This window comes from Streptomyces sp. NPDC037273, assembly GCF_055603625.1.
The window spans coordinates 969,200-991,068 of the sequence record NZ_JBVJVO010000001.1 but is presented as its reverse complement, the minus strand read 5'-3'; the positions used below and the strand labels follow the sequence as shown (position 1 = coordinate 991,068).

At 71.0% G+C, this 21,869-nt stretch carries 15 protein-coding genes and 2 pseudogenes; 7 read left to right on the top strand and 10 right to left on the bottom strand.

Annotated features, from left to right (window positions below; translation table 11 throughout):
- Positions 1-215: 215 nt before the first annotated feature.
- Both ACZ7G1_RS04415 and ACZ7G1_RS04410 read right to left on the bottom strand, forming a co-directional pair.
- Positions 216-3,092 (bottom strand): LamG-like jellyroll fold domain-containing protein, encoded by a 2,877-nt coding sequence (locus tag ACZ7G1_RS04415; protein ID WP_470875336.1) that lies wholly within the window; start codon positions 3,090-3,092, stop codon positions 216-218.
- A gap of 297 nt (positions 3,093-3,389) precedes the next feature.
- Positions 3,390-3,689: pseudogene (locus tag ACZ7G1_RS04410) on the bottom strand (hypothetical protein); the annotation flags it as partial.
- Between ACZ7G1_RS04410 and ACZ7G1_RS04405 the strand changes: the two are divergent.
- The gene (locus tag ACZ7G1_RS04405; protein ID WP_470875337.1) at positions 3,677-4,795 is read left to right on the top strand and encodes an NADAR family protein; all 1,119 of its coding nucleotides are present in this window, start codon (positions 3,677-3,679) and stop codon (positions 4,793-4,795) included. The pseudogene ACZ7G1_RS04410 and the gene ACZ7G1_RS04405 sit on opposite strands and share 13 nt — an antisense overlap.
- A gap of 170 nt (positions 4,796-4,965) precedes the next feature.
- Positions 4,966-8,478: an NACHT domain-containing protein gene (locus ACZ7G1_RS04400; RefSeq protein ID WP_470875338.1), complete on the top strand. Its 3,513-nt coding sequence runs from the start codon at positions 4,966-4,968 to the stop codon at positions 8,476-8,478.
- A gap of 71 nt (positions 8,479-8,549) precedes the next feature.
- Here the strand turns inward: ACZ7G1_RS04400 and ACZ7G1_RS04395 are convergent, their stop codons facing one another.
- Positions 8,550-9,932, bottom strand: coding sequence for a DUF2716 domain-containing protein (locus tag ACZ7G1_RS04395; protein ID WP_470875339.1), 1,383 nt, complete (start codon positions 9,930-9,932; stop codon positions 8,550-8,552).
- Positions 9,933-10,429: 497 nt separating this feature from the next.
- Here ACZ7G1_RS04395 and ACZ7G1_RS04390 point away from each other — a divergent pair, with 497 nt between their 5' ends.
- Complete coding sequence (locus ACZ7G1_RS04390) at positions 10,430-10,807, top strand: nuclear transport factor 2 family protein (RefSeq protein WP_024757633.1); 378 nt, start codon at positions 10,430-10,432, stop codon at positions 10,805-10,807.
- A 114-nt stretch (positions 10,808-10,921) separates the two neighbouring features.
- Positions 10,922-11,749, top strand: coding sequence for an IS5 family transposase (locus ACZ7G1_RS04385; protein ID WP_470875340.1), 828 nt, complete (start codon positions 10,922-10,924; stop codon positions 11,747-11,749).
- A gap of 10 nt (positions 11,750-11,759) precedes the next feature.
- On the opposite strand, the gene ACZ7G1_RS04380 is transcribed toward ACZ7G1_RS04385, so the two are convergent.
- The gene (locus tag ACZ7G1_RS04380; RefSeq protein WP_470875342.1) at positions 11,760-12,155 is read right to left on the bottom strand and encodes a hypothetical protein; all 396 of its coding nucleotides are present in this window, start codon (positions 12,153-12,155) and stop codon (positions 11,760-11,762) included.
- A gap of 183 nt (positions 12,156-12,338) precedes the next feature.
- Positions 12,339-12,779, bottom strand: coding sequence for an LmrA/YxaF family transcription factor (locus tag ACZ7G1_RS04375; RefSeq protein ID WP_470875343.1), 441 nt, complete (start codon positions 12,777-12,779; stop codon positions 12,339-12,341).
- An 85-nt stretch (positions 12,780-12,864) separates the two neighbouring features.
- On the opposite strand from ACZ7G1_RS04375, the pseudogene ACZ7G1_RS04370 reads away from it, so the two are divergent.
- Positions 12,865-13,868: pseudogene (locus ACZ7G1_RS04370) on the top strand (zinc-dependent alcohol dehydrogenase).
- A 38-nt stretch (positions 13,869-13,906) separates the two neighbouring features.
- On the opposite strand, the gene ACZ7G1_RS04365 reads toward ACZ7G1_RS04370, so the two are convergent.
- Positions 13,907-14,341 carry a MarR family winged helix-turn-helix transcriptional regulator gene (locus ACZ7G1_RS04365; protein ID WP_470875344.1) on the bottom strand — a complete coding sequence of 145 codons (435 nt, stop codon included), beginning with the start codon at positions 14,339-14,341 and terminating at the stop codon, positions 13,907-13,909.
- A gap of 118 nt (positions 14,342-14,459) precedes the next feature.
- Between ACZ7G1_RS04365 and ACZ7G1_RS04360 the strand changes: the two genes are divergently transcribed.
- Entirely contained in the window at positions 14,460-15,587 is a 1,128-nt protein-coding gene (locus tag ACZ7G1_RS04360; RefSeq protein WP_470875345.1) for an NADH:flavin oxidoreductase, read from the top strand.
- Positions 15,588-15,733: 146 nt separating this feature from the next.
- Here ACZ7G1_RS04360 and ACZ7G1_RS04355 read toward each other — a convergent pair whose 3' ends face one another.
- The 3 genes from ACZ7G1_RS04355 to ACZ7G1_RS04345 form a co-directional block, all read right to left on the bottom strand.
- Positions 15,734-17,197: a hypothetical protein gene (locus ACZ7G1_RS04355; protein WP_470875346.1), complete on the bottom strand. Its 1,464-nt coding sequence runs from the start codon at positions 17,195-17,197 to the stop codon at positions 15,734-15,736.
- 177 nt (positions 17,198-17,374) lie between these two features.
- Positions 17,375-18,256, bottom strand: a complete 882-nt coding sequence (locus ACZ7G1_RS04350) for a carbon-nitrogen hydrolase family protein (protein WP_470875347.1) — start codon at positions 18,254-18,256, stop codon at positions 17,375-17,377.
- A gap of 6 nt (positions 18,257-18,262) precedes the next feature.
- Entirely contained in the window at positions 18,263-19,714 is a 1,452-nt protein-coding gene (locus tag ACZ7G1_RS04345) for an APC family permease (RefSeq protein ID WP_470875348.1), read from the bottom strand.
- A gap of 241 nt (positions 19,715-19,955) precedes the next feature.
- Between ACZ7G1_RS04345 and ACZ7G1_RS04340 the strand changes: the two genes are divergently transcribed.
- Entirely contained in the window at positions 19,956-20,552 is a 597-nt protein-coding gene (locus ACZ7G1_RS04340; RefSeq protein ID WP_470875350.1) for a TetR/AcrR family transcriptional regulator, read from the top strand.
- A 107-nt stretch (positions 20,553-20,659) separates the two neighbouring features.
- Here the strand turns inward: ACZ7G1_RS04340 and ACZ7G1_RS04335 are convergent, their stop codons facing one another.
- Positions 20,660-21,865, bottom strand: coding sequence for an MFS transporter (locus ACZ7G1_RS04335; protein WP_470875352.1), 1,206 nt, complete (start codon positions 21,863-21,865; stop codon positions 20,660-20,662).
- Positions 21,866-21,869: the final 4 nt, after the last annotated feature.

Genomic DNA, 21,869 nt, shown 5'->3' with positions numbered 1-21,869 from the left:
CGGTCCACGGGGCCGGTTCAGGGCACGACGGCATGACGCCGTGCCTCCCCCGACGGGCCGCCCGCGTGGGAACGGCCCGTCCTTGTCCACCGCGCCGGGCGGCGGGCCCGGTGCGCGGTGTGGTCTGTGTGATCGGCGTGCGCGGCCGTGGGGCCGGTGGTGGGGGATGTCCCCCACCACCGGCCTGCGGCCGGCCGGTCCGGGTCGGGGACCGGTCAGCGCTGGGACGCGAGGCGGCCGATGTCGCTGCGTTCGAGGACGGTCGGGTACATCCGGACGTCGTCGATGTCGCCCTTGAAGGGATCGGCGTACGCGCCGCCCCACTTGCCGCGGCCGACCTGGAAGCCTCCCGTGGCGTTCCAGCTCTGGGTCGGGTCCCAGGTGGTGCCGCCGTCGGTGGACGGGATCACCTGGTCGGTGGCGATCTGGTCCCCGTTGATGTACAGGGTGATCGTGTTCCGGGTGGGGTCGAAGACCCCGGCCAGGTGGACCCACTGGTTGACGTACGGGGTGCTCTGCGCGAGTCCGGCGATGGCGCGGGCGGCGTCGGTGCCCGCGTCCTGCCGGTGCCGGCCGAACGTCCAGCCGTTGGTGGTCGACCAGTAGAGGGCGAAGCCGTTGCCGACGCTGCCGGACTGGCTGACGACGGCGCGGTTGACCGTGACGTCGGTGACCTTGGCCCAGGCGGAGACGGTGAAGGCCTTGCTGGTGTCGACGCGGCTGGGTCCGGTGGCGTAGTCGGTGGCGACTCCGTCGAAGCGGACGGCCTTGTCGGTGGCGACCGAGGCGTCGGCGCCCGCGACCCAGGTGCCGCCGCTCACGGTGAGCGGGGACCTGTCCAGGGTGCCCACGCCCGAGGAGTCGGCGGCGACGGTGCCGGTCGTCTCGTCGAAGCGGTAGGAGCCGACGGTGCAGGATTCGGCGGCGGGGTCGGCGCAGGCACGGCCGGCCTGGAAGGTGACCTTCTCGACGGTGCTGGCGTTGCCCGCGCGGTCGACGCTCTGGAAGTAGAGCGTGTGGAGACCGAACTTGGGAATCGGCACCGACGCGGTGCCGTCCGCGCCGAGGGTGGCCGGGTCGACCTTGGCGGACGGGGTGGAGTCGTTGAGGCCCCACAGGTAGTACTGGACGTCGTTGCCGTAGACGGAGTCGCGGTTGCCGTTCGCCTTGAGGGTGAAGGGCATGGACTCGCCGGCCTTGATGTCCGCCAGCGGCGGCAGGCTCACGGCGGGCTTGTCCGGGTCCTCGGTGTCGACGGAGAACTCGCACCAGTCGGACCACGTTCCGGCGTCGATGCCATCCGTCGCCTGGGCGTGCCAGCTGTAGGTGTGCCCGTGCTTGAGCTGGCCGGCCGGGATCGCCTTCTCGAAGGAGCCGTCCGGTTCGTAGCCGGTCCACAGGTCCCCGTACACCTGGACGTCGGCGGCGTTCGGGAGCAGGTCCCAGGCGCGGAAGAGGACCCTGATGTTGTGCGGGTCCGCGTCGCTGGCCGAGACGGTGAGCACGGGGGTGGTGTCGGTCTGGTTCAGCCACGGACGGCTCGCGCCGGTGACGCACGCGGTGGTCGGGCTGGTCGTCTTCTCGCCGGAGGGCTTGGCCGGGAGGGTGTTGTAGTAGATGCGGAGCGTGCCGGTGTCGCCCTTGAAGCGCTTCCAGCCGCTCGCCGCGTCCTCGTCCGCCGCGCGCAGCGAGAAGGCGACCGAGGTGCCCGCGCCGGCCTTCGAGCGCACGGTGGAGGTGAGGTTCTCGTTCGTCTCCTCCGGGTTGTCGTTGAAGTTGACGGTGCCGTTCTCGCAGCCGAAGTCCTCGTTGCCGTAGGCGACGTGGCGGTCGCCCATGAGGTCGCCGTCGGCCGGCTTGTTGCCCCAGTTGGTGCCGGTGGAGAGCTTGGTCTCGTCGACGCGGTGCAGGTTCACCCAGCTGGGGCTGCACGAGTAGGAGAAGGTCTCGTAGACGCTGAAGGTGGCGTCGTAGATCTTCCGGTTCTCCCAGCCGTCGAGGTTGAACTCGAAGTACATCCGGCCGACGTACGCGGAGCCGCAGCCGGCGCTGGTGCAGCGGCCGATTCCCTTGTCGTCGTCGAAGTCGGCGTACTCGGTGCTCGGAGAACCGCTGTTCGCCCAGGTGTAGAACGAGCGCTTGCCGGGAGCGGTGGGCTTCTCCACGCTCAGCGGCGGGTCGATGTACAGCGGGAAGCTGGACGCGTCGGCGCCGGCGAGGAGCTCCGGGTCCGGCGTGAGCGTGACCGCTTCGTCGTCGACGGTCATCCCGACCACGGCGTGTTCGTCACCGGGCATCGGCGCGACGGCCGGGTCCTCCTTGAGGGCGTCCTTCGGATCGCCCGCCGGGGCCGTACGGGCCGCCGCCTCGCTGCCGGAGTCCCACATGAGCGGGGTCGCTCCGGAGAACAGCACTTCACCGGTCGTGCCGTCGCTGACGAGCAGCCCGCCCTCGGCGTTCTCGCCGATCTTCAGGCCGTCGTTGCTCTGCTCCAGGCGGATCCCCGCCAGTGCGGGGTCGGCCGCGGCCTCCTCGTTCCGTACGACCAGCACCTGCTGAAAGCCCTCGGGGGTGGCCTTCATCTGGAGGTCGACACCGGGAATGACCGACCGGTACTCGGCGACGTCACCGACGAGCACCGGGGTCGGCAGCCGCTCGGGCCACTTCAGAGCCGCGCTGCGGCCCGCGTCCGCGACCTCGACCAGCGGGTCGTTTCCGCCGCCCGAGAACTCCACGTCGATGAGCGTCGCACGCGGACCGACCGACCCGTCCGGCTTGACCTCGAGCGTCGTGTCGAGGTCCTTCCAACTCCCGTCCTCCTGCGGCACCCAGCGCGGCGCCGCCGAGAGCTCGGCCGTGAACCCGCCCTTCGGCTCGGCGAAGACCCTCTCCGCAACCCCCCGCTGCGACACGTCCTCAACCGGCCGCCCGGTCTCCTTCGCCTCCTCGACGGCCTCCTGCGTCACCGCATTCAGGCCGGAACTCGACGTTTCCGGTTCCTCCGCGGCCCCCACCGGCGCCGCCATCCCCATCAGTAGCGCGGAGCCGAGCAGTACGCCCAGCCACCGTCCCCCCTTGAATTGCGCAGTCACGCGCTGTCCTTCCCCCCGGCAGCTCTCCACGAGCCACCTGTGTACGGGCTGTGAAAGCAGTTACGAACCGGAGCGTAGCCCGGTCAAGTTCCGGCCAACCAGGGGAGAAGTCTTCGCAAAAACCACACATAGATCACCAAACAGCCATCTACCCGAAGTGACGTTCACCACGGAATCCGTCGCGCGACGCACGCGTCTCAACTTCGCCGGGTGGCAGGGCGATCCGCCTGAGCCGTCGATGACATTCCGTCAGCTGAGCGGTGCGAGCTCCACACGAAGGCCCGGAATCCGCAGCGGCTACCGCGTCAACGACCTTCCGAATCGAGCCAGTACGTCGAAGTCCCTCTCCACCAGCCCCACCCTCGGGTTGACGTGATGGAGGAGCCCCGGCGCGCGGTGACGGGCGGCGACGTACGCCTCGTCCAGCCCGCCCTGCTCGTCGTCCACCCAGGCGAAGGGACGGCCCTTCGCGTACTCCACCAACGGGCCGGTCTTCCAATGGACTCCGTCAGGTCGCACCCGCAGCAGGGCGTCCCCGAAGAAAGGACAGTGGCGAGTGGGGCCGGGCCAGGCACAATGCCAGCATGATCGGCAACCGGATCACTTACCGCAAGGCGGACGGCATCCGCATACCCGGGACTTGGCGTCACGCGTTCATCCGCAACGGTGGGAGTTACTTCCTCACGGACCTGTTCATCTATGCCGACGGGCTCGTCGACTGCTGGGGTCTGGTCACCCTCGACGAGTTCGAGCGGAAGTTGGAGTCCGGTTGGGTGGCCACCGAACTCCCGGAAGGCGCCGAGGCATCGGCTCACGACTTGGCCATGTGGACGTTCGGCGAGCCGGAGACGTGGCTTACTCCGGAGTTGCTGCTCGCCGAGGTCCGGGACTCCGTGGATCAGCTGAACGGTCGGCCCGATTCGACCGCGCGGTGTCTGGCCGCCGTCGAGGTCTTCCTCGCCGACCGGACCGAGGAAAACCGGGCTGCCGCGCGTGCCGCGTATCTCGCCATCCCGGAGTCGCAGCGCCGCTATGCGCTGGGTGACATGGACAGCAAGGACTGGCCGCTCAAGGCCTTGGTGTTCGGTCCGGGCGTCGTGCCGGAGGGGTCGTGGTCCGACGAGCCCCTCTCCGAGAAGGGTTACGCCAGCGCTGTCGCCTACTTCGAGGAGAGGGGCCGGCTGATCGCCGCACGTTCGAAGCGGGTTCCCGCGGACGGGCCGGCGACGCCGTACGCGCCGGCGATCCACCTGAGCCACTCGTTCCCCAGGGAGCGAGTCGACGACCCGGGCACTGCGGCCCTGCGCAACGACTACCCCGCACCCATCGACGTCGACGGCGTCACCTACTCGACGGTCGCCCACGCCTATTGGGCGCTGTCCGTCGCCGATTCCACCGTGCGAGCCGCCGTCGCCGCAGCCGATACCCCGTACGGCGCACGCGAGCTGGCCGCCGAGGCGGCTCGCCGTGAGGGCTGGGAGCAGGGGCGTACGGCCGTCATGACCGCACTCCTGCGCGCCAAGTACACGCAGCACGACGACCTGGCCGAGATCCTGCGGGACACAGGCGATGCCACCCTCGTCTACGACGACGTCGACTCCGGCTTCTGGGGCGACAACGCCGGCCAGGGGCGCAATTGGACCGGTCGCCTGCTGGAACTCGTGCGCTCCGAACTGCACGCGCGGCGGGCGGGAATCGTGTAGCGGACCGAGTCTCGGGAGCACCGCCTTGCCGATCGCCGCGACGCGGGCTGTCTCGTGCAGTGAGGCACCCCGACGTGAGGTCCGCCCCTCGTGTCGGTACCTGGTCATACGATTGAGCACCAGAAGGAGCGGCTCCTCAGGAGACCCCGGAATCCTGAGAGGAGCGGTGTGTGTCGACGGCCAGACGAGGTGCCCTCGGTGGTGCGAGCAACGAAGCCGGCGCCAACCACCGGGCCGGAATCGCGGCGCTGGCCGCCGTCTGTGGCCTGCTCGGGGAGCCGGTGCCCTGGCTCCGGTCGCCGGCGACTCCCGTGCTCCTCCGTATGGAGGCCGACCTCCACGTCGACGACGTGGTCCTCGACCTCTCCGACGGCACGAAGGTCTTCGTCCAGGCCAAGCTGACGGCCGAGGGCACGGCGTTCAAGGACACGGTCGACCAGTGGTGTCGGGCCGTCGCGTCCGGCGAATGCCGTCCTGGCGACGAGCTCCTCTTCATCGTCGCCAAGAACCGGCCCTGGCTGGACGGCATGGCCGAGGCTCTCAGCCTTCACCAGAGCGGCGCGTCCCCGACGGCCCCCTCCCAGAAGCACCTGAACCGGCTGCGTACACTCGCCAGCGACTCCGGCCTGGACCACGCGCACACGGAACGGCTCCTGGCCGCCGCGCGGGTACGGGCCCTGGACGCCCGCGACGACGGTCCCGACGAGGCCCTGGGCGCCGCCTGCCTCAACGCGGCCATCGTCTCGGCCGGTCACGGCCTGGCGGCCTTCCGCGCGATGAAGGCCGCGGCCCGGGTTCAGGCCGAACAACGCACCGCCACCGGCCCGCCGGCGTGGCGGAGCTGGCTCGTCGACGCGCGGCTGCCCTTGCTCGCGGATGAAGGCACGCTGGCGGGGCGGCTGGAGGCCGTGGACCGCGCGCTGGCGGAGTACCGGGAGAAATGGGCGACCGAGCAGGACGTCCTCCCGCTCGCCGACCTCGGCCAGGGCCTCACGTCGATGACCGTCCCGGGTGCGGCGCAGGACCTGCGGGTCACGCGGCCGGCTCAGGAACGAGGTCGCGACAGGCTGGTCGACGTCGCCCGCCGGCAGGGCCGCCTCTTCCTCGTCGGCCCGCCCGGTGCGGGCAAGACCGTGGCGTCACGCCTCCTCGCCGCCCACTGGGCGGGACACGCCCTCGCCCCCGTCCCCGTATGGCTCCCGCTGCGCAAACTCGTACCGCTGCTGCCCTCGGCGGGCCCGTACCGCCTTGCGCCCACCGACCTCCTCGAAGCAGCGGTCGGCACGGCACAGCCACTCCTCAGCGATGCGCTGCTCGCACGTCTGCTGGACGGCAACGCCATGCTGCTCCTGGATGCCCTCGACGAGGTACACGACCAACAGGACGCCGTGGTCGAAGCCGTGGCCCACCTTCTCGACCGGCTTCCCGCCGACCTGGACGTCATCGTCACCTCGCGCCACTCTTCCGCCGACGCTGCCGCGCGCCTGCGTCTTCCCGTCTACGAACTCCGGCCCCCGGAGGACCTCGAACCCACTCTCGACCACCTCCTGGAGACCCTCGCAGAACGTTTCACGAGCGTCCCGGACACAGCGGAATGGCTCGCCGACCGCCGCCGCCGCGTCAAGCACTCGCGCCGCGCCGACAGAGACCTGTGGCGCGTGCCGCTGCTGGCGACCCTGATGGTCCTCCTCATCGCCGAACGCCCCGCGGCCGCCCTGCCCGGCAGCAGGGCCCAGCTCCTCACCGAGGTGATCGACAGCAGCGTCCGCCGATGGGAGATGCGCCGCCGCTCCGCACCGACCATGCCGGACACGGACGCCCGCCTCACCGCCGAGATCCTCATCGACTGCTTCGACGACATCGCCCACACCGTCGCCGCCTCCGACACCGCCACCTGGCACGACGCCCACCAAGCGGTCACCACCCGCCTCCGCGACCACTGGGGCAAACCCCCAGGCGTCGCAACCGCCATCGCCCGCCACACCCTCGAATACTGGGACGCGACCGCAGGCGTCTTCATCACGGACACCCCTCAGGGCGTACTCACCGCCCGCACCCGCCTCTTCGCCGAAATCGGCGACGCCCGCTGGGCCGTACGCGACCCCCTGTCCATCCCCACCTGGATGCGCTCCGCCCTCGCGGCCCCCGAACGCCGGGAGACCGCCCGCCTCGCGGCGAGCCTGTCCCCACGGGCGGCCGAGTGCCTCATCGAAGGCGCGATCGACGGAGACGAAGCCCTCCTCGACCTGGTCCACTCCGCCCTCAGCGACGGCACCTCCTTCGACGCCGACGCCCTGCGCCGCTACCGCGACGCCCAACTGGCTCGCCTTCCCCACGTCCCCGACAGCTACCCGGCCTCACCCGACGTGCTCATCGACCTCACCGCCGGCCGCTCGCCGCGCGCAGAACTGGCAGCCAGGATGGCGGAGGAGGACCTCGACCCCGACCAAACACGACGGCTCATCGAGGCTTCCGCCGGTTTGAGCGCCAAGCAGCATGCCGTGATCACCTCACTGTGCACGCAACGGCAGGTGGCCCAGCGCTCCGGAGCGCCCACCGCGGACGAGCTCGACCTCATCGAAGCAGGTCTCACCGCCGCAGCGAGCACCCAGGGCGGCCTGGACGAGTCGATCGAGGGCGCGGACCCACTCGTCCGCTTCGCCGTGGAGCACCTGCTTCCCCTGCGGCCTCGCGTCCTGCCTCACGTGAAGGAGACCCTTCGACTCACCACTCTCGATACCTATGAGTGGGTCGAGAACGAGCTGGCGAGACTCGGTCACTCCGGACCCTTCGCCGGCTGGGCCGCAGGAATCCCTCGAGAGTCCTGGGCTCAACTCCTCCAGATGGCGAAGTCCCTGACGAGCGTGTTCGACGACCTCTCACAGCTCGACGCACCCCCTGTGCACTTGACCCCGGCACAGCGCTGGCACCTGGACGAGGCGGCGGCGTTCGTCAGGGCCGTCGGTATGAGAGGTCAGTCCGCCGCCAGCCTCGTCAACGCCGTGGGCCCTCACGCCGAGCTGACCCGCGCCATCCTCCGGCGTGCCGCGGAAGCCGACGGCGTCGATCGCCCCCTGCTCACAGCCCAACTCCGCAGCCTTCGCGATGAGTCCCCCGAGCGTCCGAGCTGGAGTCTCCTGTACGAGGACGCCTCCCGCACTCCGTCGCTCACCCTCGCACACGACACCGTCGACACCCAGCTCACCCTCTCGACTCTCGCCGCCGGCAACGACTGGCTCACCGGACTCGCGCTGAAACTCGCCGGCAACGCGCGCACCTGGCCACAAGACCTCCCCACTCAACTCCTCCACGCCTTGCCCGGTCTGGAACCGCTCGCCCGCCTCAACACCGCCGCCCTCGTCACCTACCGCCGGCCTGACCTCGCCCTGCCGGAGACCGATGCCATCGTCAGAGCCGGAGCGACGAGCATGCGAGCCATGCGGCTGGCCAAGGCGGGACGGCACGTGGAAGCCCGGGACCTCCTCACGGACCCCGACCTCCTCGTCCGCGCTCGTGCGGCATCGCACCTCCGCGATGCCGCACCGGACGCCCTCGCTGTTCTCCAGGAGGCCTTGGCGGTGCCGGCGGCCCAGTGGAGCTGTATGGAGTGCGACAGCGTCATCCCCGGGGCCGCTGAACGGTGCCCGAACGGGCACCATCGGCCTGTCCCCCGCCTCGCGTAGTGAGGCGAGGGATCAGATGCGGCCTCGCCGCTCCGGCTGGAGAAGCTGGTTGAAATCTAGGGGTCACGCGCCTACTTGCCATCTGGGCCGGGCTGCGATTCGAACGTCCAGACGTTCCCCACATTCCGGCCGCCGCGGCGCATCACCGTGCCGAGGGTGGCGGTGAGCTCGTCCTCGACCTCGGCGAGGAGGTCGGTGCCGAAGACGCAGAGGGATTCCTCCCAGGGGTGCCAGAAGGTGCCGAGGCGCAGGTCGCGGGTGAGGAGCTTGTAGTACTCGCCTTCCCAGCACGCCGGGCCGGGCCAGGCCGGTTGGCCGGGGCCGCCGACGCGGGTAGGGTCGAAGCGGTAGCCCTGGTGCCACCAGCTGACCGAGTAGAGCTGCTCGCCGGGTCGGAGGCAGGCGCGCAGTCCACGTTCGATGATGGCCTGGAGGCGCGCTACCCGGTGGTCGTCGGGGAGGTTGCGCATCAGTCCGTACGTCTGGCGCGTGTCGGTGACGTCCCCGACGTGCCAGGTGACCGAGTCGGACGGCTCTTCGATGGACGGGTACTGGGTGGTGCTGGGCTTGAAGGCGAAGTCCGCCTCGAACGCGTCGCACAGGGCGTCGTGATCCGGGTCGTCGAGCAGCATGGAGACCGGGCGCTGCGCGGCGGGTGGCGGGCCGGGCGGGGTCCAGCGGTAGGTGCGCACGCTCGATACGGCGCGGAACCCGACGGCGAGGAGGCCGTCCAGGATCGGGCCCTCCGGTGCCTCGGCGGTGAGGTAGCGGCGCTCCGGCGGCTTGCCCGTGCCCATGTGGAGGGCGCGACCGTTGCGGGCCCAGCGCAGCCAGTGCGGGAGGAACTCCATGTGCGGGCCGGTCAGGCCCCGGACCGCGACGAACTCCGTGGCCCCCACCGCCTCCGCCCAGCCGGCTCCGGCGAGTCGGGTCTCCCCTTCCAGCAACAGGACGTTCAGTGCCCAGTTCAGTAGGTTCCCGTGGTCCTCGCGGACGTCCGCGAGGCTGCGGGGCTGCGGCTCGCCGGCGGCGACTAGACGGTCGAGCTCCCGCGTGCGGTGGTAGCCGTAGTCGAGCCCGCGCACGCGCAGGCCCGGTGCCGGTGCCGTGCCTCTCGGAGCTTCGGCCTCGTTGGCCTCGGTGATACCAGTGGCCTCGGCGAGCTCCTCCAGCTCGTCCAGCCCGTCCAGCTCGGCGATGAGGAGCGTTCGGGTCGGGCCGACAGCCTCGAAGCCCGCGGCGCGCAGTGGTTCGTCCATGGGGATCGGATCGTGGCCGTAGGCACGCCATTCGGCGGGTTCGCGGCGGGCGGCGAAGGCGTCCTGCTGTCGACGGATCAAGGCGGCGACTTCCGCCCGGCCGGTTTCCTCGCCGAGGGGGGTGTGCCGAACGGTGCCGTGCGTGCCGTAGTGGGTCCGGACGACCGGACCGTCGCGCTCGATCACGGATCCCATCGGTGCCCGTTCCGGAAGATGTCCCCGTACCTGCTCGTCGTACGCAGCCAGCAGCGCGTTCACCCCATCATGCGAGTCCTCGGCCGGGAGGACCGTCGTCCACGGCCGTGGACGATTATCGGGAGGATCGCGCACGTCAGCCACTGATTAACTGATCGTTTCAGAATGAGATTCGTGAACGGTGGAGGCGTACGCCCGGCCTTACAGCCGACGCCAGGCCGTGACGCCGGAGCGGCCCACGGTCTCGGCTCGGACATCGCGCCAGTCACACCGGTTGGCGAGGCGTACATGATGCTGCCGAGCGCAGCCCGGGACGGCTCGAGTGTTTCAGGAGCAGGCTGCGGCAACGGGGCCACCTGCACCTACAGGCCGCCAGGAAGGACCAGCACACACCCAGTCCCCCCCTGCAGCGGTGCTGTGACCGGGATGGTTCACCGCGGTCGGAGGACGGCTCACGGGACGAGCGCGTTCCGCGCGGCGACTGGTATTACTGGTGCATGCAGGAAGAGACCGCGCGGTCCGCGATCGATACGTTCATCTCCGCGTTCAACGCCTCGGACGACAGCTACGTGACTGCGTTGCTCTCGCAGGCCCTCACCTCGGACGTGGTCTTCTGGGGACCGTTGGGCCGCAGTGAGGGGATCGAGGCGGTCGAGCGGTTCGTGCTGGACATCCGGCGCCACCCCGCCGGGACCGGCACGATGGTGCGCTGTTCGGCGGTGGACATGCCGGACGAGTGGGCCCGGTACCAGTGGGTCTTCACGACGCCGGATGGAGGCCCCCGCCTGGCGGGAACGGACGTCGTCCATCTGCGGCGGAGCCTCATCGACCAGGTCATCGTCTTCGCGGGGGAGATCGAGCCGTCCGCCTCCTGAGCCATTCTCCCTCTGGCGCCGACCTTCTCCTGAACCGGGCCGGGGCTCCGGATCCGCCTAGGGCCTGTCCGATGGGTCGTGTGACGCTCCCGCTGGGGACTCGTTCCGTGGGTCATGGGGCGGGGAGATCTTTCGGATGAGGAGTGGGCTCGGCTGGAGCCGCACTTGCCGACGAATCACGGGCGGGGTCGACGCTGGCAATGCCACCGCCGTGTGATCAACGGGATTCTGTTTCGGCAGCGGACCGGCCTCCCCTGGCGTGATCTGCCTCCCTGCTTCGGTAGTTGGAAGACGGTTCATGACCGTCATCGAAGATGGTCGGCGGACGGCACGTGGGAGAGAATCCTGCGGGCCGTCCAGGCCGACGCCGATGCCGAGGGCCGGATCGGCTGGAGCATGGTCAGCGTCGATTCCACGGCCTGCCGCGCTCATCAGCACGCGGCTGGTGTCTCCACCCGTGCCCCGAAGATCCCGGGTCGGCGCAGGAGCCCGGCACGTCACCGCTCCGATGAGGCCCTGGGACGCTCGCGAGGCGGGCTCACAAGCAAGATCCACCTCGCCGGGGAAGGTGGGTGCCGCCCGCTCGGGTTCGTCATCACGCCCGACCAGTGGGGGGACGCACCGCAGGTGATTCCCGTTCTGGAAGAGATCCGCGTACCTCGGCAGACTGGTGGACGACCGCGCACCCGGCCCGACCATGTCGGGGGCGATAAGGCGTACTCGTCACGCCGCAATCGGCGTCACCTGCGCAGACGCCAGATCAAGCACACGATCCCCGAGCCGAGAGACCAGAGGGCCAACCGCCGCCGCAACGAAGTCGAGCGGACCATCAACCGGCTCAAGAACTTCCGAGCCGTCGCCACGCGCTTCGACAAGCGCGCGTACGTCTTTCACGGAACGGTCACCGTGGCCGCGATCCGCCTATGGCTGCGCCGGGAGTGAAGAGCCCCGTTCAGAGGTCCTCGGCACCCGGATAGTGGTGGCGCAGTTCGCTGAGTACGCGCTCGTCGACAGCCCTGACGTCCCAGGAGGAACTATCGAATTCGGTCAGGACGAGCACCAGCTGGTCCTCCGCGAACCCACGTGCTTCGGCGTCGATCAACTGGAGGAAGGGGGTCGTCAAGGACAACAAGGTCAACGTGTCCATGCCGGCGTCGGCGGACCGTCTCTCCATCTCGACACAGCGAGGGTCGACGATCTCGTCGAACTCGACGCGCCAGGTCAGGTCCAGGCCGAAGCTGCCGAGGCGAACCAGTAGCTCAGCCAGCGTCACGTAGTGCTTTCCGTGCCAGGCAGGAAATCTGATCCCGTTCATCCCCGCCTCTGCTTCAGCTGTATCGCGTGCCATGCGGCCCCCTTCGTTCAGCGAACAGTAGGCCACGCTGCTGATCAGCTCATACGACCCATCGGACAGGCCCTAGCCGAGATCATCTTCACAACGCTTCGCTCGTCCGTGCTTGGCCACGAGCAGACCGATGATGCGCTGTGGCTGTGTAAGTCCCGAGAGGGCGTACGGACGGCCGGGCGCGGGTCACTTCGTGGTGGCGGCGGCGATGAGGGCCTGGAGTTGTCGGGTGGTGCGGTCGAGGGGTTGGGTGCTGTGCTGGGCGCGGCACATGACGACGGTGCCTTCGACGGCGGCGACGATGAGGGTGGCGAGTTCGGCGGCTTGCTCGGCGTCGGCGCCGTGGGCGCGGAGTGAGTCGGCCAGCAGGGTCTCCCACTGTTCGAAGACCTCGGCGGCGGCGGTCAGGGCGGGCGGGATGTCGTCGTCCTGGGGTTTTTCGATGGCCACGGCCAGGACGGGGCAGCCGGCGTGGAAGTCGCTGTCGACGACGATCTTGCGCCAGAGGTCGAGGAAGGCCAGGAGGCCGGCGGCCGGGCCCGCTTCGAGCTCTTTGCGCAGGCTGCGGGCGACCCAGTCGCCCGTGTACCGGACCGTCCTGCTCCGCTGGGAAGGGGCCCACGACACCGCTACGCCGACCTGGTCGCACTGGCGACGCACGGCGGCGTGGGAGGCGGCGAGGAAGTCAGTGAGCAGGGCAAGGAGCAGGCCGGTGCGTGAGCTGATCTACGTGGCCCGCCGTGCGGTCGAGTGGCGGGAGGCGCCGGACCCCCGGGTCAGGTCGGCGGGCGAGGCGATCGTCGCGCCCGCCGCCGCGACCTCGTGTGATGTGGACTCGGCGATCCTCGCGGGGCACGGTTTCATCGAGCCGCAGTTCGCGCTCGGCCATGAGTGCGTCGCCCGTGTCACCGACGTCGGCGACGCGGTGAGCACCGTCCGTCCCGGCGACCTCGTCGTCGTGCCCTGGTCGATCAGCTGCGGGACCTGCGGCCAGTGTCGCCGCGGTCTCACCGCGCACTGCGCCGCGGTCCCCCACATGGCGATGTACGGCGCGCCCATCGGCGGCAGTTGGGGCGGTCTCTTCTCGGACCTGGTCCGCATTCCGTACGCGGACGCCATGCTCGTACCGCTGCCCGCCGGTCTCGATCCGGTGGCCATGGCTTCGGCGAGCGACAACTGGTCGCTGTCCTGGCGCGGCTGGTCGCGCCCCATCTGAGGGCTCGGCCCGGCGCGCGGGTCCTGGTCGTCGCGCGCGGGAGCATCGGCCTGTACGTCTGCGACATCGCCAGGGCGCTCGGGGCGTCGGATGTCCTGTACGTGGACCCGGACGCGGAGCACCGCAAGCTCGCCGAGGGCTTCGGAGCGCGTACCGCCGAGGTGCTGGAACCGGTCCGGCACGGGTTCGACATAGCGGTCGAGGCGACGGGCCGCGTCGACCAGCTCGGGGTCGCGGTCAGGTCACTCGCACCCGAGGGGGTCTGCGAGTCGGCCGGCAACCACTTCCGTCCCGGCGAGCTGCCCCTGCTCGACATGTACCTCACCGGCGTGACCCTGCGCGTCGCGCGCGACAACGTCCGTGCGCACATCCCCGACGCGCTCGACCTGGCCGCCTCCGGGACGGTCGATCCCGGCCGCGTCGTCTCCCATGTCCTGGACTGGGAGCAGCTGCCGGAGGCCCTGCCGGAGAAGTACCTCAAACCGGTCTTCGTCCGCTGACCTCGGTCAGGCGGTCAGGCGGTCAGGCAGTCAGGCGGTCAGACGGTGGGCTCGGGGGCGAAGACGCGCGTCAGGAGGGCGTGGAGGTGGTCGCGGTCCTGGGCGTCGAGGCGGTCGAGGCCGGCTTGGGTGGTGCGCATCTTGGCGCGGATGGTGTCGGTGACGCGTTCGCCCTCGGTGGTGAGGACGACGGTCTTGACGCGGCGGTCGGAGGGGTCGGGCTCGCGGCGGACGAGGCCGCGCTTCTCGAGGCGGTCGATGATGCCGGTCATGTTGGAGGCGTCGCAGGTCATCGTGTCGGCGAGGGCGCGCATCGCGGCGGGGCCGCGGCGGAGCACGGTGAGGGCTTTGCCTTGGCTGGCCGTGAGGTTCTCGCTCGCCGCGGCGACGGTGAAGTCGCCGTAGTAGGCGCCGAGCGACACGGAGAGGAGCTCCATGAGCTGGGCGGTGTCGACGCGGGGAGCTTCTGTCATGGGGACCACTCTATCCGGCGATGCTTGACTACCTCAAGTATTGGCATCTACCGTCGACTCGTTGCATGAAGTTCTCAAGCATCGAGCTTGTCAAGTAGTAGCCATGAGGAGCGTCTCCGTGAGCGTCACCGCGTCCCCCGCCTCCCGCGCGGCCGAGATCCTGTCCCGGCCCGTGGCCCTGAACGGCCTGACCGTTCCGAACCGCATCGCGATGGCGCCGATGACGCGCATGTTCTCGCCCGGCGGCGTCCCCGGCGAGGACGTGCGCTCGTACTACGCCCGCCGCGCCGCCGCGGGCGTGGGCCTGATCGTGACCGAGGGCACGTACGTCGGTCACGACTCGGCCGGGCAGAGCGACCGCGTGCCGCGGTTCCACGGCGAGGAGCAGCTGGCGGGCTGGGCGAAGGTCGCCGAGGCCGTGCACGAGGCGGGCGGCAAGATCGTGCCGCAGCTGTGGCACATCGGCATGGTCCGCGAGCAGGGCCAGGCCCCCTACCCCGACGCCCCGGCCATGGGTCCCTCCGGCATCCGCACCGACGGCACCGAGGGCACGGGCAAGGCGATGACCCAGAGCGACCTCGACGACGTCATCGGCGCCTTCGCCGAGGCCGCCGCGGCCGCCGAGCGCATCGGCTTCGACGGCGTCGAACTGCACGGCGCCCACGGTTACCTGCTCGACCAGTTCCTGTGGGCGGGCACCAACCGTCGTACCGACGCCTACGGCGGCGACCCCGTGGCCCGCACGAAGTTCGCCGCCGAGGTCGTGGCCGCGGTCCGCTCCGCCGTCTCCCCCGAGTTCCCGGTGATCTTCCGCTACTCGCAGTGGAAGCAGGACGCCTACGACGCCCGGCTCGCCGAGACCCCGCAGGAGCTGGAGGCCATCCTCGCCCCGCTCGCCGCCGCCGGCGTCGACGCCTTCCACGCCTCCACCCGCCGCCACTGGATACCCGAGTTCGACGGCTCCGACCTCAACCTCGCCAGCTGGACCAAGAAGCTCACCGGCCGTCCCACCATCACCGTCGGCTCCGTCGGCCTCGACGGCGACTTCATCCACGCCTTCGCCGGCCAGGGCGCCCCCGTCCAGGGCATCGACGAGCTCCTCGACCGTCTGGAGCGCGACGAGTTCGACATGGTCGCCATCGGCCGCGCCCTCCTCCAGGACCCCGAGTGGGCCGCCAAGGTCCTCGCGGGCCGCACCGACGAGCTGAAGCCGTACGACGCGGCCGCGGTGCGGACGCTCAGCTAGGTCCGGTTGCGCGTGACGGCTCGCCGGCAGTGCCGACGAGCCGTCACGGACGTCGGGCGTCCTCGGCGGGCCGCCCGGTCAGTCCTGCGCCGGGCGCAGGAAGGCGGCGCCGTCAGTCCTGCGCCGGTCGCACGAAGGCGGCGCCGTCAGTCCTGCGCCGGTCGCACGAAGGCGGCGCCGACGGAACGTGCCTTCGCCTCGATCACGTCGTGGTGCGAGTCCTCGGCCGTGAACATGACCCAACCGAAGCTGCCCTTGTCACCCCAGGCGCACATCGCCCGCGGAGTGCCGGTGTTCGCCTCCGTGTACCGCAGACACTGCATCCAGCCGCCGTACGGGCCTGCCCCGGCCTGCCATGTCTCCTCCACGCTGCCGAAGGTCCACGCATCCACGGGGAGGAGGTCGCCGTCGCGGACGTCCGACTCCCGGATGTCGTGGAAGTCTCCGGTCGCGAAGGCGAGGAAGTACTCGGCGGCGCCACCCTGAGCGGCGTCTTCCCCGACGTACACCCGGGCCGACGATTCCTCCAGCACGCCGACAGGGGCGGTCCGGAAGGGGTTGAACTCCTCCCGCACGTCGAAGCCCTTCCACCCCTCGAAGGTCTCGTGGGCCACGATGTCATAGCGCGGATAGGCGAGTGAGGAGCCGTACGCGGCGCCGCCCACGGCCATCAGGAGCGCGATGCCGACACCGGCGAACGCGTACTCGCGACGAGTGACCCGCGGCACCGGCGGCAGCTCGGGCGCCCCGAATCCGTCGTGCCCCTCGGCGTCCTCTTCGCCGGGTACGGCCTCCGTGACGACGCCGGCGGCCATCCGCTCGGCCGCCCGCTCTCGGGCGGCCGCGAGCTGCCTGCGCAGGCCGAGGAACGGGGCCACTCCCAGGAGCAGGCCCACGCCCGTCGCCACGCCGTACGGCACCTCGGGCAGCACGGTGAGGCGCGCGACCACCAGAACGGCGACGAGCGCGCTGACGGCGAAGCGGTACTCCAGGCCCCGGCGCAGCAGCAGCCGCGACCACCTGCGGTCCGTGCCCGCGAGGGCGCCGGTCGTCTCCGCGAGCACGGCGAGCCGCAGGTCGTGCGGCGCCGCGGCGGCCCACTGTGCGGCCTGAGTGGCGGCGGCCTCGGGTGTGGGTGCCTGGGCGAAGGCGCGGGCCGCGTCGAAGGACTGCATCCGGCGCACGGAGACGCTGCTCTTGTCGTCGCCGGAGACGGAGCTTCCCGCTGCCTCGGCCCGCAGCAGCTCCGGCGAGTACGGGGCGAGCTCGCGCAGGCGGGCCAGGAGTACGGGTCCCCGGGCGTACCGTCCGGGCCGGTCGAGGGCGTCGGTGCGGGCGCAGAGCTCGGCGTACCCGGCGAGCAGTCCTATGTCGTCCGGGAAGGCGTCGAGCCCCTCGCGGAAGACGCGCTCGGCGGCGTCGTCGTGCTCGTCGTCGTCCTCAGCCATGTGCGCGCGGGCGAGCGCCAGGGCGAGCCCGGCGTCCGGTCCGTCCTCGTCCAGCGCGGCCCGTCCGATGGCTCGCGCCTCGGCGGGACGGCCGGCGGCGACGAGCGCGTCGACCCGCCCTCGTACGTCGTCACGCACGTCACCACTGTTGTTGTCGTTCAAGAGTCCCCACCCTGGTACAGCAGGCCGGATGTGCACGGCCGCGAGGGCCACTATCACCCGCGCCGGAGTCTCGGTCAAGGAGAATCCTGCCCACCTTGACCTGCGCTTTTGCCGAGCAATCGCACGCAAACGGACGGGGGTGGACCCACCCGGGAGCGCGCCCGGGTGGGTTCCCGCTCAGTGGCCGTCCGACTCCTTGAGCCAGGCGGGGGTGTGGAAGGTGCCGCCGTACATGGGGAGTTCGATGGTGGATCCGTGGCGGGCGAGCTGGCTCCAGGGGCGGTTGATGCCGGCGGAGCCGTACTGGCGGACGCGGGTGACGGCGTCGAGGTCGAGGACGTCGACGAGGACCTCCTCTCCCGCGCCGGCCTGCTGGCGGACGGTGCCCTCGGGGTCGACGATCAGGCTGGCGCCGACGCCGGCCGGGTCGGAGGCGTTGACGTTGACGACGTAGAGCTGGTTGGTCCAGGCGTTGGCGCGGGCGCAGACCGCTTCCATCTCGCGGTCGCGGGTGGTGGTGAGGGTGGGCTGGATGACGACTTCGGCGCCGAGCCAGGCGAGCTGGCGCATGGTCTCGGGGAAGGATCCGTCGTAACAGATGGCGAGGCCGACACGGCCGACGCCGGGAATGTCGAAGACGGTGAACTCGGTGCCGGGCGTGGCCTGTTCGTACGGCTGCCAGGGGAAGACCTTGCGGTAGGTCGCGGCGATGTCGCCGTCCGGAGAGATCGCGAGCGCGGTGTTGTGGATCGTGCCGTCGGCCGTGCGCTCGAAGACCGTGCCCGGTACGAGCCACAGTCCGGTCTCCCTCGCCAGTCCGGCGAGGCGGTCGGTGAGCGGACCGGGGATGGGAACGGCGGCCTTCTCCATCCAGTCCTCGGGGCGCTCGGCGAGCAGCGGGCCTTCGGCGGCGAGGAACAGTTCGGGGACGACGACGAGCTGGACGTGCGGGAAGACCTCGCGGACGGTCCGGACCTGGTGGGCGAAGCGGGACCAGGACGCTTCCGGGTCGTAGGGGACGGGGGCGGTCTGGAGGGCGGCGATGGCGAGGGTGCGCATGGGGGATCAGCTTTCGTTCGGGGCGGTCGCGGTCGTGGATTCGGTGGGCGTGCGCGGGGCGACGGAGTCTTTGCCCTCGTGGAAGAAGCGGGGGAAGTTGGCGCGGATGAGCAGGACGACGAGGACGCCGAGGGCCACGGCTCCGATGCCGAGGAGGAAGACGCCGCCGATGCCGTGGAAGGAGGTGCTGCCGTAGTCGGGGGCGATGGTGTCGTAGGCGCTGCGGGCGAGCGCGGCGAGCATCATCAGGCCGCCGAGCGCGGGGAGCACGCCCTTGAACAGCAGGTCGCGTGCGGAGTCGCGCAGGCGGTGGCGGAAGTGCCAGACGCAGGCGAAGGCGGTGGCGCCGTAGTAGCAGGCGATGAGCAGGCCGATGCAGAGGATGGCGTCGCCCAGGAACCGCGGCGAGGCGAACTTGAGGACGACGAGGGTCACGGCGGTGGCCGCGCCGAAGACGACGGTGCCGACGGTGGGCGTCTGATGGCGGGGGTGGATGCGGGCGAACATCTTCGGCATGGCCCCGTGGGTGGTCATCGACAGGAAGCCGCGGCCACTGCCCACCAGGCAGGTGAGCATCGCGGACAGGGCGCTGACGCAGACGGCGAGCTGGACGACGGTCGCCAGGGCGTTCCCGAGGAGCGGCGGGGCGAGGGTCGCGAGGAAGTCCGTGGCGTTGTCGGGGTTGCCGAGCCCGATGCCGGTGGTGCCGGTTCCGGCGTAGGTGACCGCGGCGAACGCGGTGAACAGGTAGGTGACGAGGAGGACGAAGGTGGAGATCAGGACGGCGCGACCGGGGACGCGGTCGGCGTCCTCGCTCTCCTCGTTGACGGTGATGAGCGCGTCCCAGCCCCAGTAGATGAAGAGGCACAGCAGCACCGCCTCGGCGAACGGGCCGGCGCCGTCGAAGGCGAGGGGGTTGAGCCAGGACAGCGAGGGCGTGGCGGCGCCGGGCCGGGTGAAGGCCGCGAAGCCGAGCCCGAAGAGCGCCACGAGCTGCAGTCCGAGCAGGGCGTACTGGATGCCGGTCGCGATCCGCAGCCCCCGGCGGGCCAGCACGGTCACGCCGGCGAGAAGGAGCAGTCCGGTGACGGTCACGGCGGCGTCGTTCGCGGCCAGGCTGTCGAGGCCGAGGACGGAGAGCAGGTAGGTGGCGCTGACCTGCGCGAGCGCGGTCATGGCGAAGAGGGTGGCCACGGTCGGCACCCAGCTTCCGACGAGCCAGCCGATCCAGGGGCCGAAGGCCCGGGTGTTCCACACGAAGGTGGTGCCGCAGTCCGGCATGTCCCGGTTGAGCTCACGGAAGGCGAACGCGGTGAGCAGGATCGGTACGAAGCCGATCAGCAGCGCGGCCGGCGCGAGGTGCCCCACGGTCATCGTGACCAGGCCGAGTGTGACGGCGATGGAGTAGGCGGGGGCGGTGGAGGAGAGCCCGAGGGCGACGACCCCGAGCAGACCCACGCTGCCGGGGCGAAGTCCCTTTCCGACGGGGGTGGGGGATGCGCCGGCTCTTGGTCCGGCGGCGGTTTCGTTCGATTCGAGCGTCACGGCGGAGGCTCCTGACGTGAGACGCGTTTGTTAAACCGAGATTTAAGAAACGGCCATGTCTCTCGTCAAGACCTGCGCTGATGTTGTTAAATACGAATACGGAACGGGAGCGACTCGACGCGATCCGACCGGTCGACGATCAGGGGATTGAGGCATGGCGCCAGGCAAGCGGGGCAAGGCGGACCGCCGGGCGGAGCTCAGCGCGGCCGTGCAGCGGGCGCTTCTCGTGCGCGGCCTGGACGGGCTGCGCCTGCGCGACGTCGCCGACGAGGCCGGGGTGACCCCCGCGGCCGTGCTCTACTACGGCGACCTCGACGCCCTCGTCCACGAGACCTACCAGCAGGCGATCGAGCGCTACAGCCAGGAACGCGAACGCGCCGCCGAGCAGTTCACCGACGCCCGCGACCAACTCCGCGCCTGCATCGACCGCGGCCCGGCCACCGGCCCGGACGACGCCCTCACCCGTCTCCTCTTCGAGTACTGGCCCCGCTGCCTCCGCGACGCCAAGGCGGCCGCCCTCGACAGCGCCCTGACCGAACGTCAGATCTCGGTCTACCAATCCGTCCTGGTCCTCGGGCAGGCCCAGGGCCACTTCACCCTCACCGACCCGCCCCGCCTCCTCGCCGCGAACCTCGTCGCCATGGAGGACGGCTACCAGATGGAGATCCTCGCCGGCCGCCGCACCCGCCCCGAGGTCCTCACCGCCCTCCGCTCCTACGCCCGCGCGGTGACCGGCCACGACCTGGGCTGACGCCTCGGCCAGGACCTGGGCTGACACACACCGGCCACGACCTGGGCTGCGCCCTTCCCGCCGTGCCCGGCCCGCAGCCGGAGCACGGCTCGCCGAAGCGGCCGACTCTAAGTCGCCGTCGCCGTCGCGATGAGCGCCGCCACCACCCCGACCCCCGCGAGCGCGGCGAACAGTTCCGGATAGCCGCCCAGGGGGCCCGCCAGCAGGGCCGCGGCGAAGGGGGCGAGGGCGGAGGCGGTCATGGCCGGGGCGCTCAGGAGGCCGGAGAGCCGGCCGTAGTGCCGGGTGCCCCAGCGGTCGGTGATGGCGGTGGCCTGCAGGAGGGTCAGGTTGCCGCGGACCATGCCGGCCGCGATCGACACGGCGACGATGAGGCCGTACGGGCCCGGCGTGACGGCGAGGGCCGCGGTGGTCAGGGCCCCCAGGGCGACGAGCGTCGTGGTGCGGACCGTGGTGCCGGTGTGGCGCGCGAGGGGCGCGTAGAGGGTGCGGCCGAGGGTCTGGCCCGCGCCGCCGAGGCCGAGGGCCCAGGCGGCCTGGGCCGTGGTGTAGCCCCGTTCGAGCAGGAGCGGCACGAGGGTGACGACCACGGCGAACATCGCGAAGGCCGAGAGCGTGAACGCGACCGCGAGGAGGAGGAACGGTCGGCTGCGGGCCACCGCGCCGGGGCTCTCGGCCGCGCCGTGCGAGGTGGGCGGCGCCGGCGGCCAGGGGGCGCGGAGGGCGAGGGCGTGGGCCGGGATGGTGACGACAGCGAGGATCGCGGCCAGTACGAGGTAGGTCTCACGCCACGTCAGGTGCTCGGCCAGGGCTGCGGTGACCGGAGCGAACACGGTCGAGGCGAGGCCGCCGGCGAGGGTGACGATCGTGAGGGCGCGTACGTGGTCGGGAGCCCACCAGCGGGTGAGCGCCGCGAAGGCGGGCTGGTAGAAGGTGGCCGCCATGGAGAGCCCGGCCAGGATCCAGCCGGCGAAGAAGACCGGCAGGTTCGGTGCCGAGGCGACGATCCCGAGGCTCAGGACGCCGGCGGCGGAGCCCGCCGTCATGATCGCGCGGGGGCCGTGGCGGTCGATGATCCGGCCGACGCGGATTCCGGCGAGGCCGGAGACGACCAGGGCCAGCGAGAAGGCCGCCATCGTCGCGCCGGCGGGCCAATGGGTGTCGGCGACGATCTGCGGGTTCAGGACGGGGAAGGCGTAGTAGACGATTCCCCAGCCGGTGATCTGGGTGGCGCAGAGCGCGGGCAGGACGGCACGGGGCCGCGACCGGTCCCCTGCTCCGGTCGCGGCCCCGTGGGTGTGGAGGTCGGTCATCGAT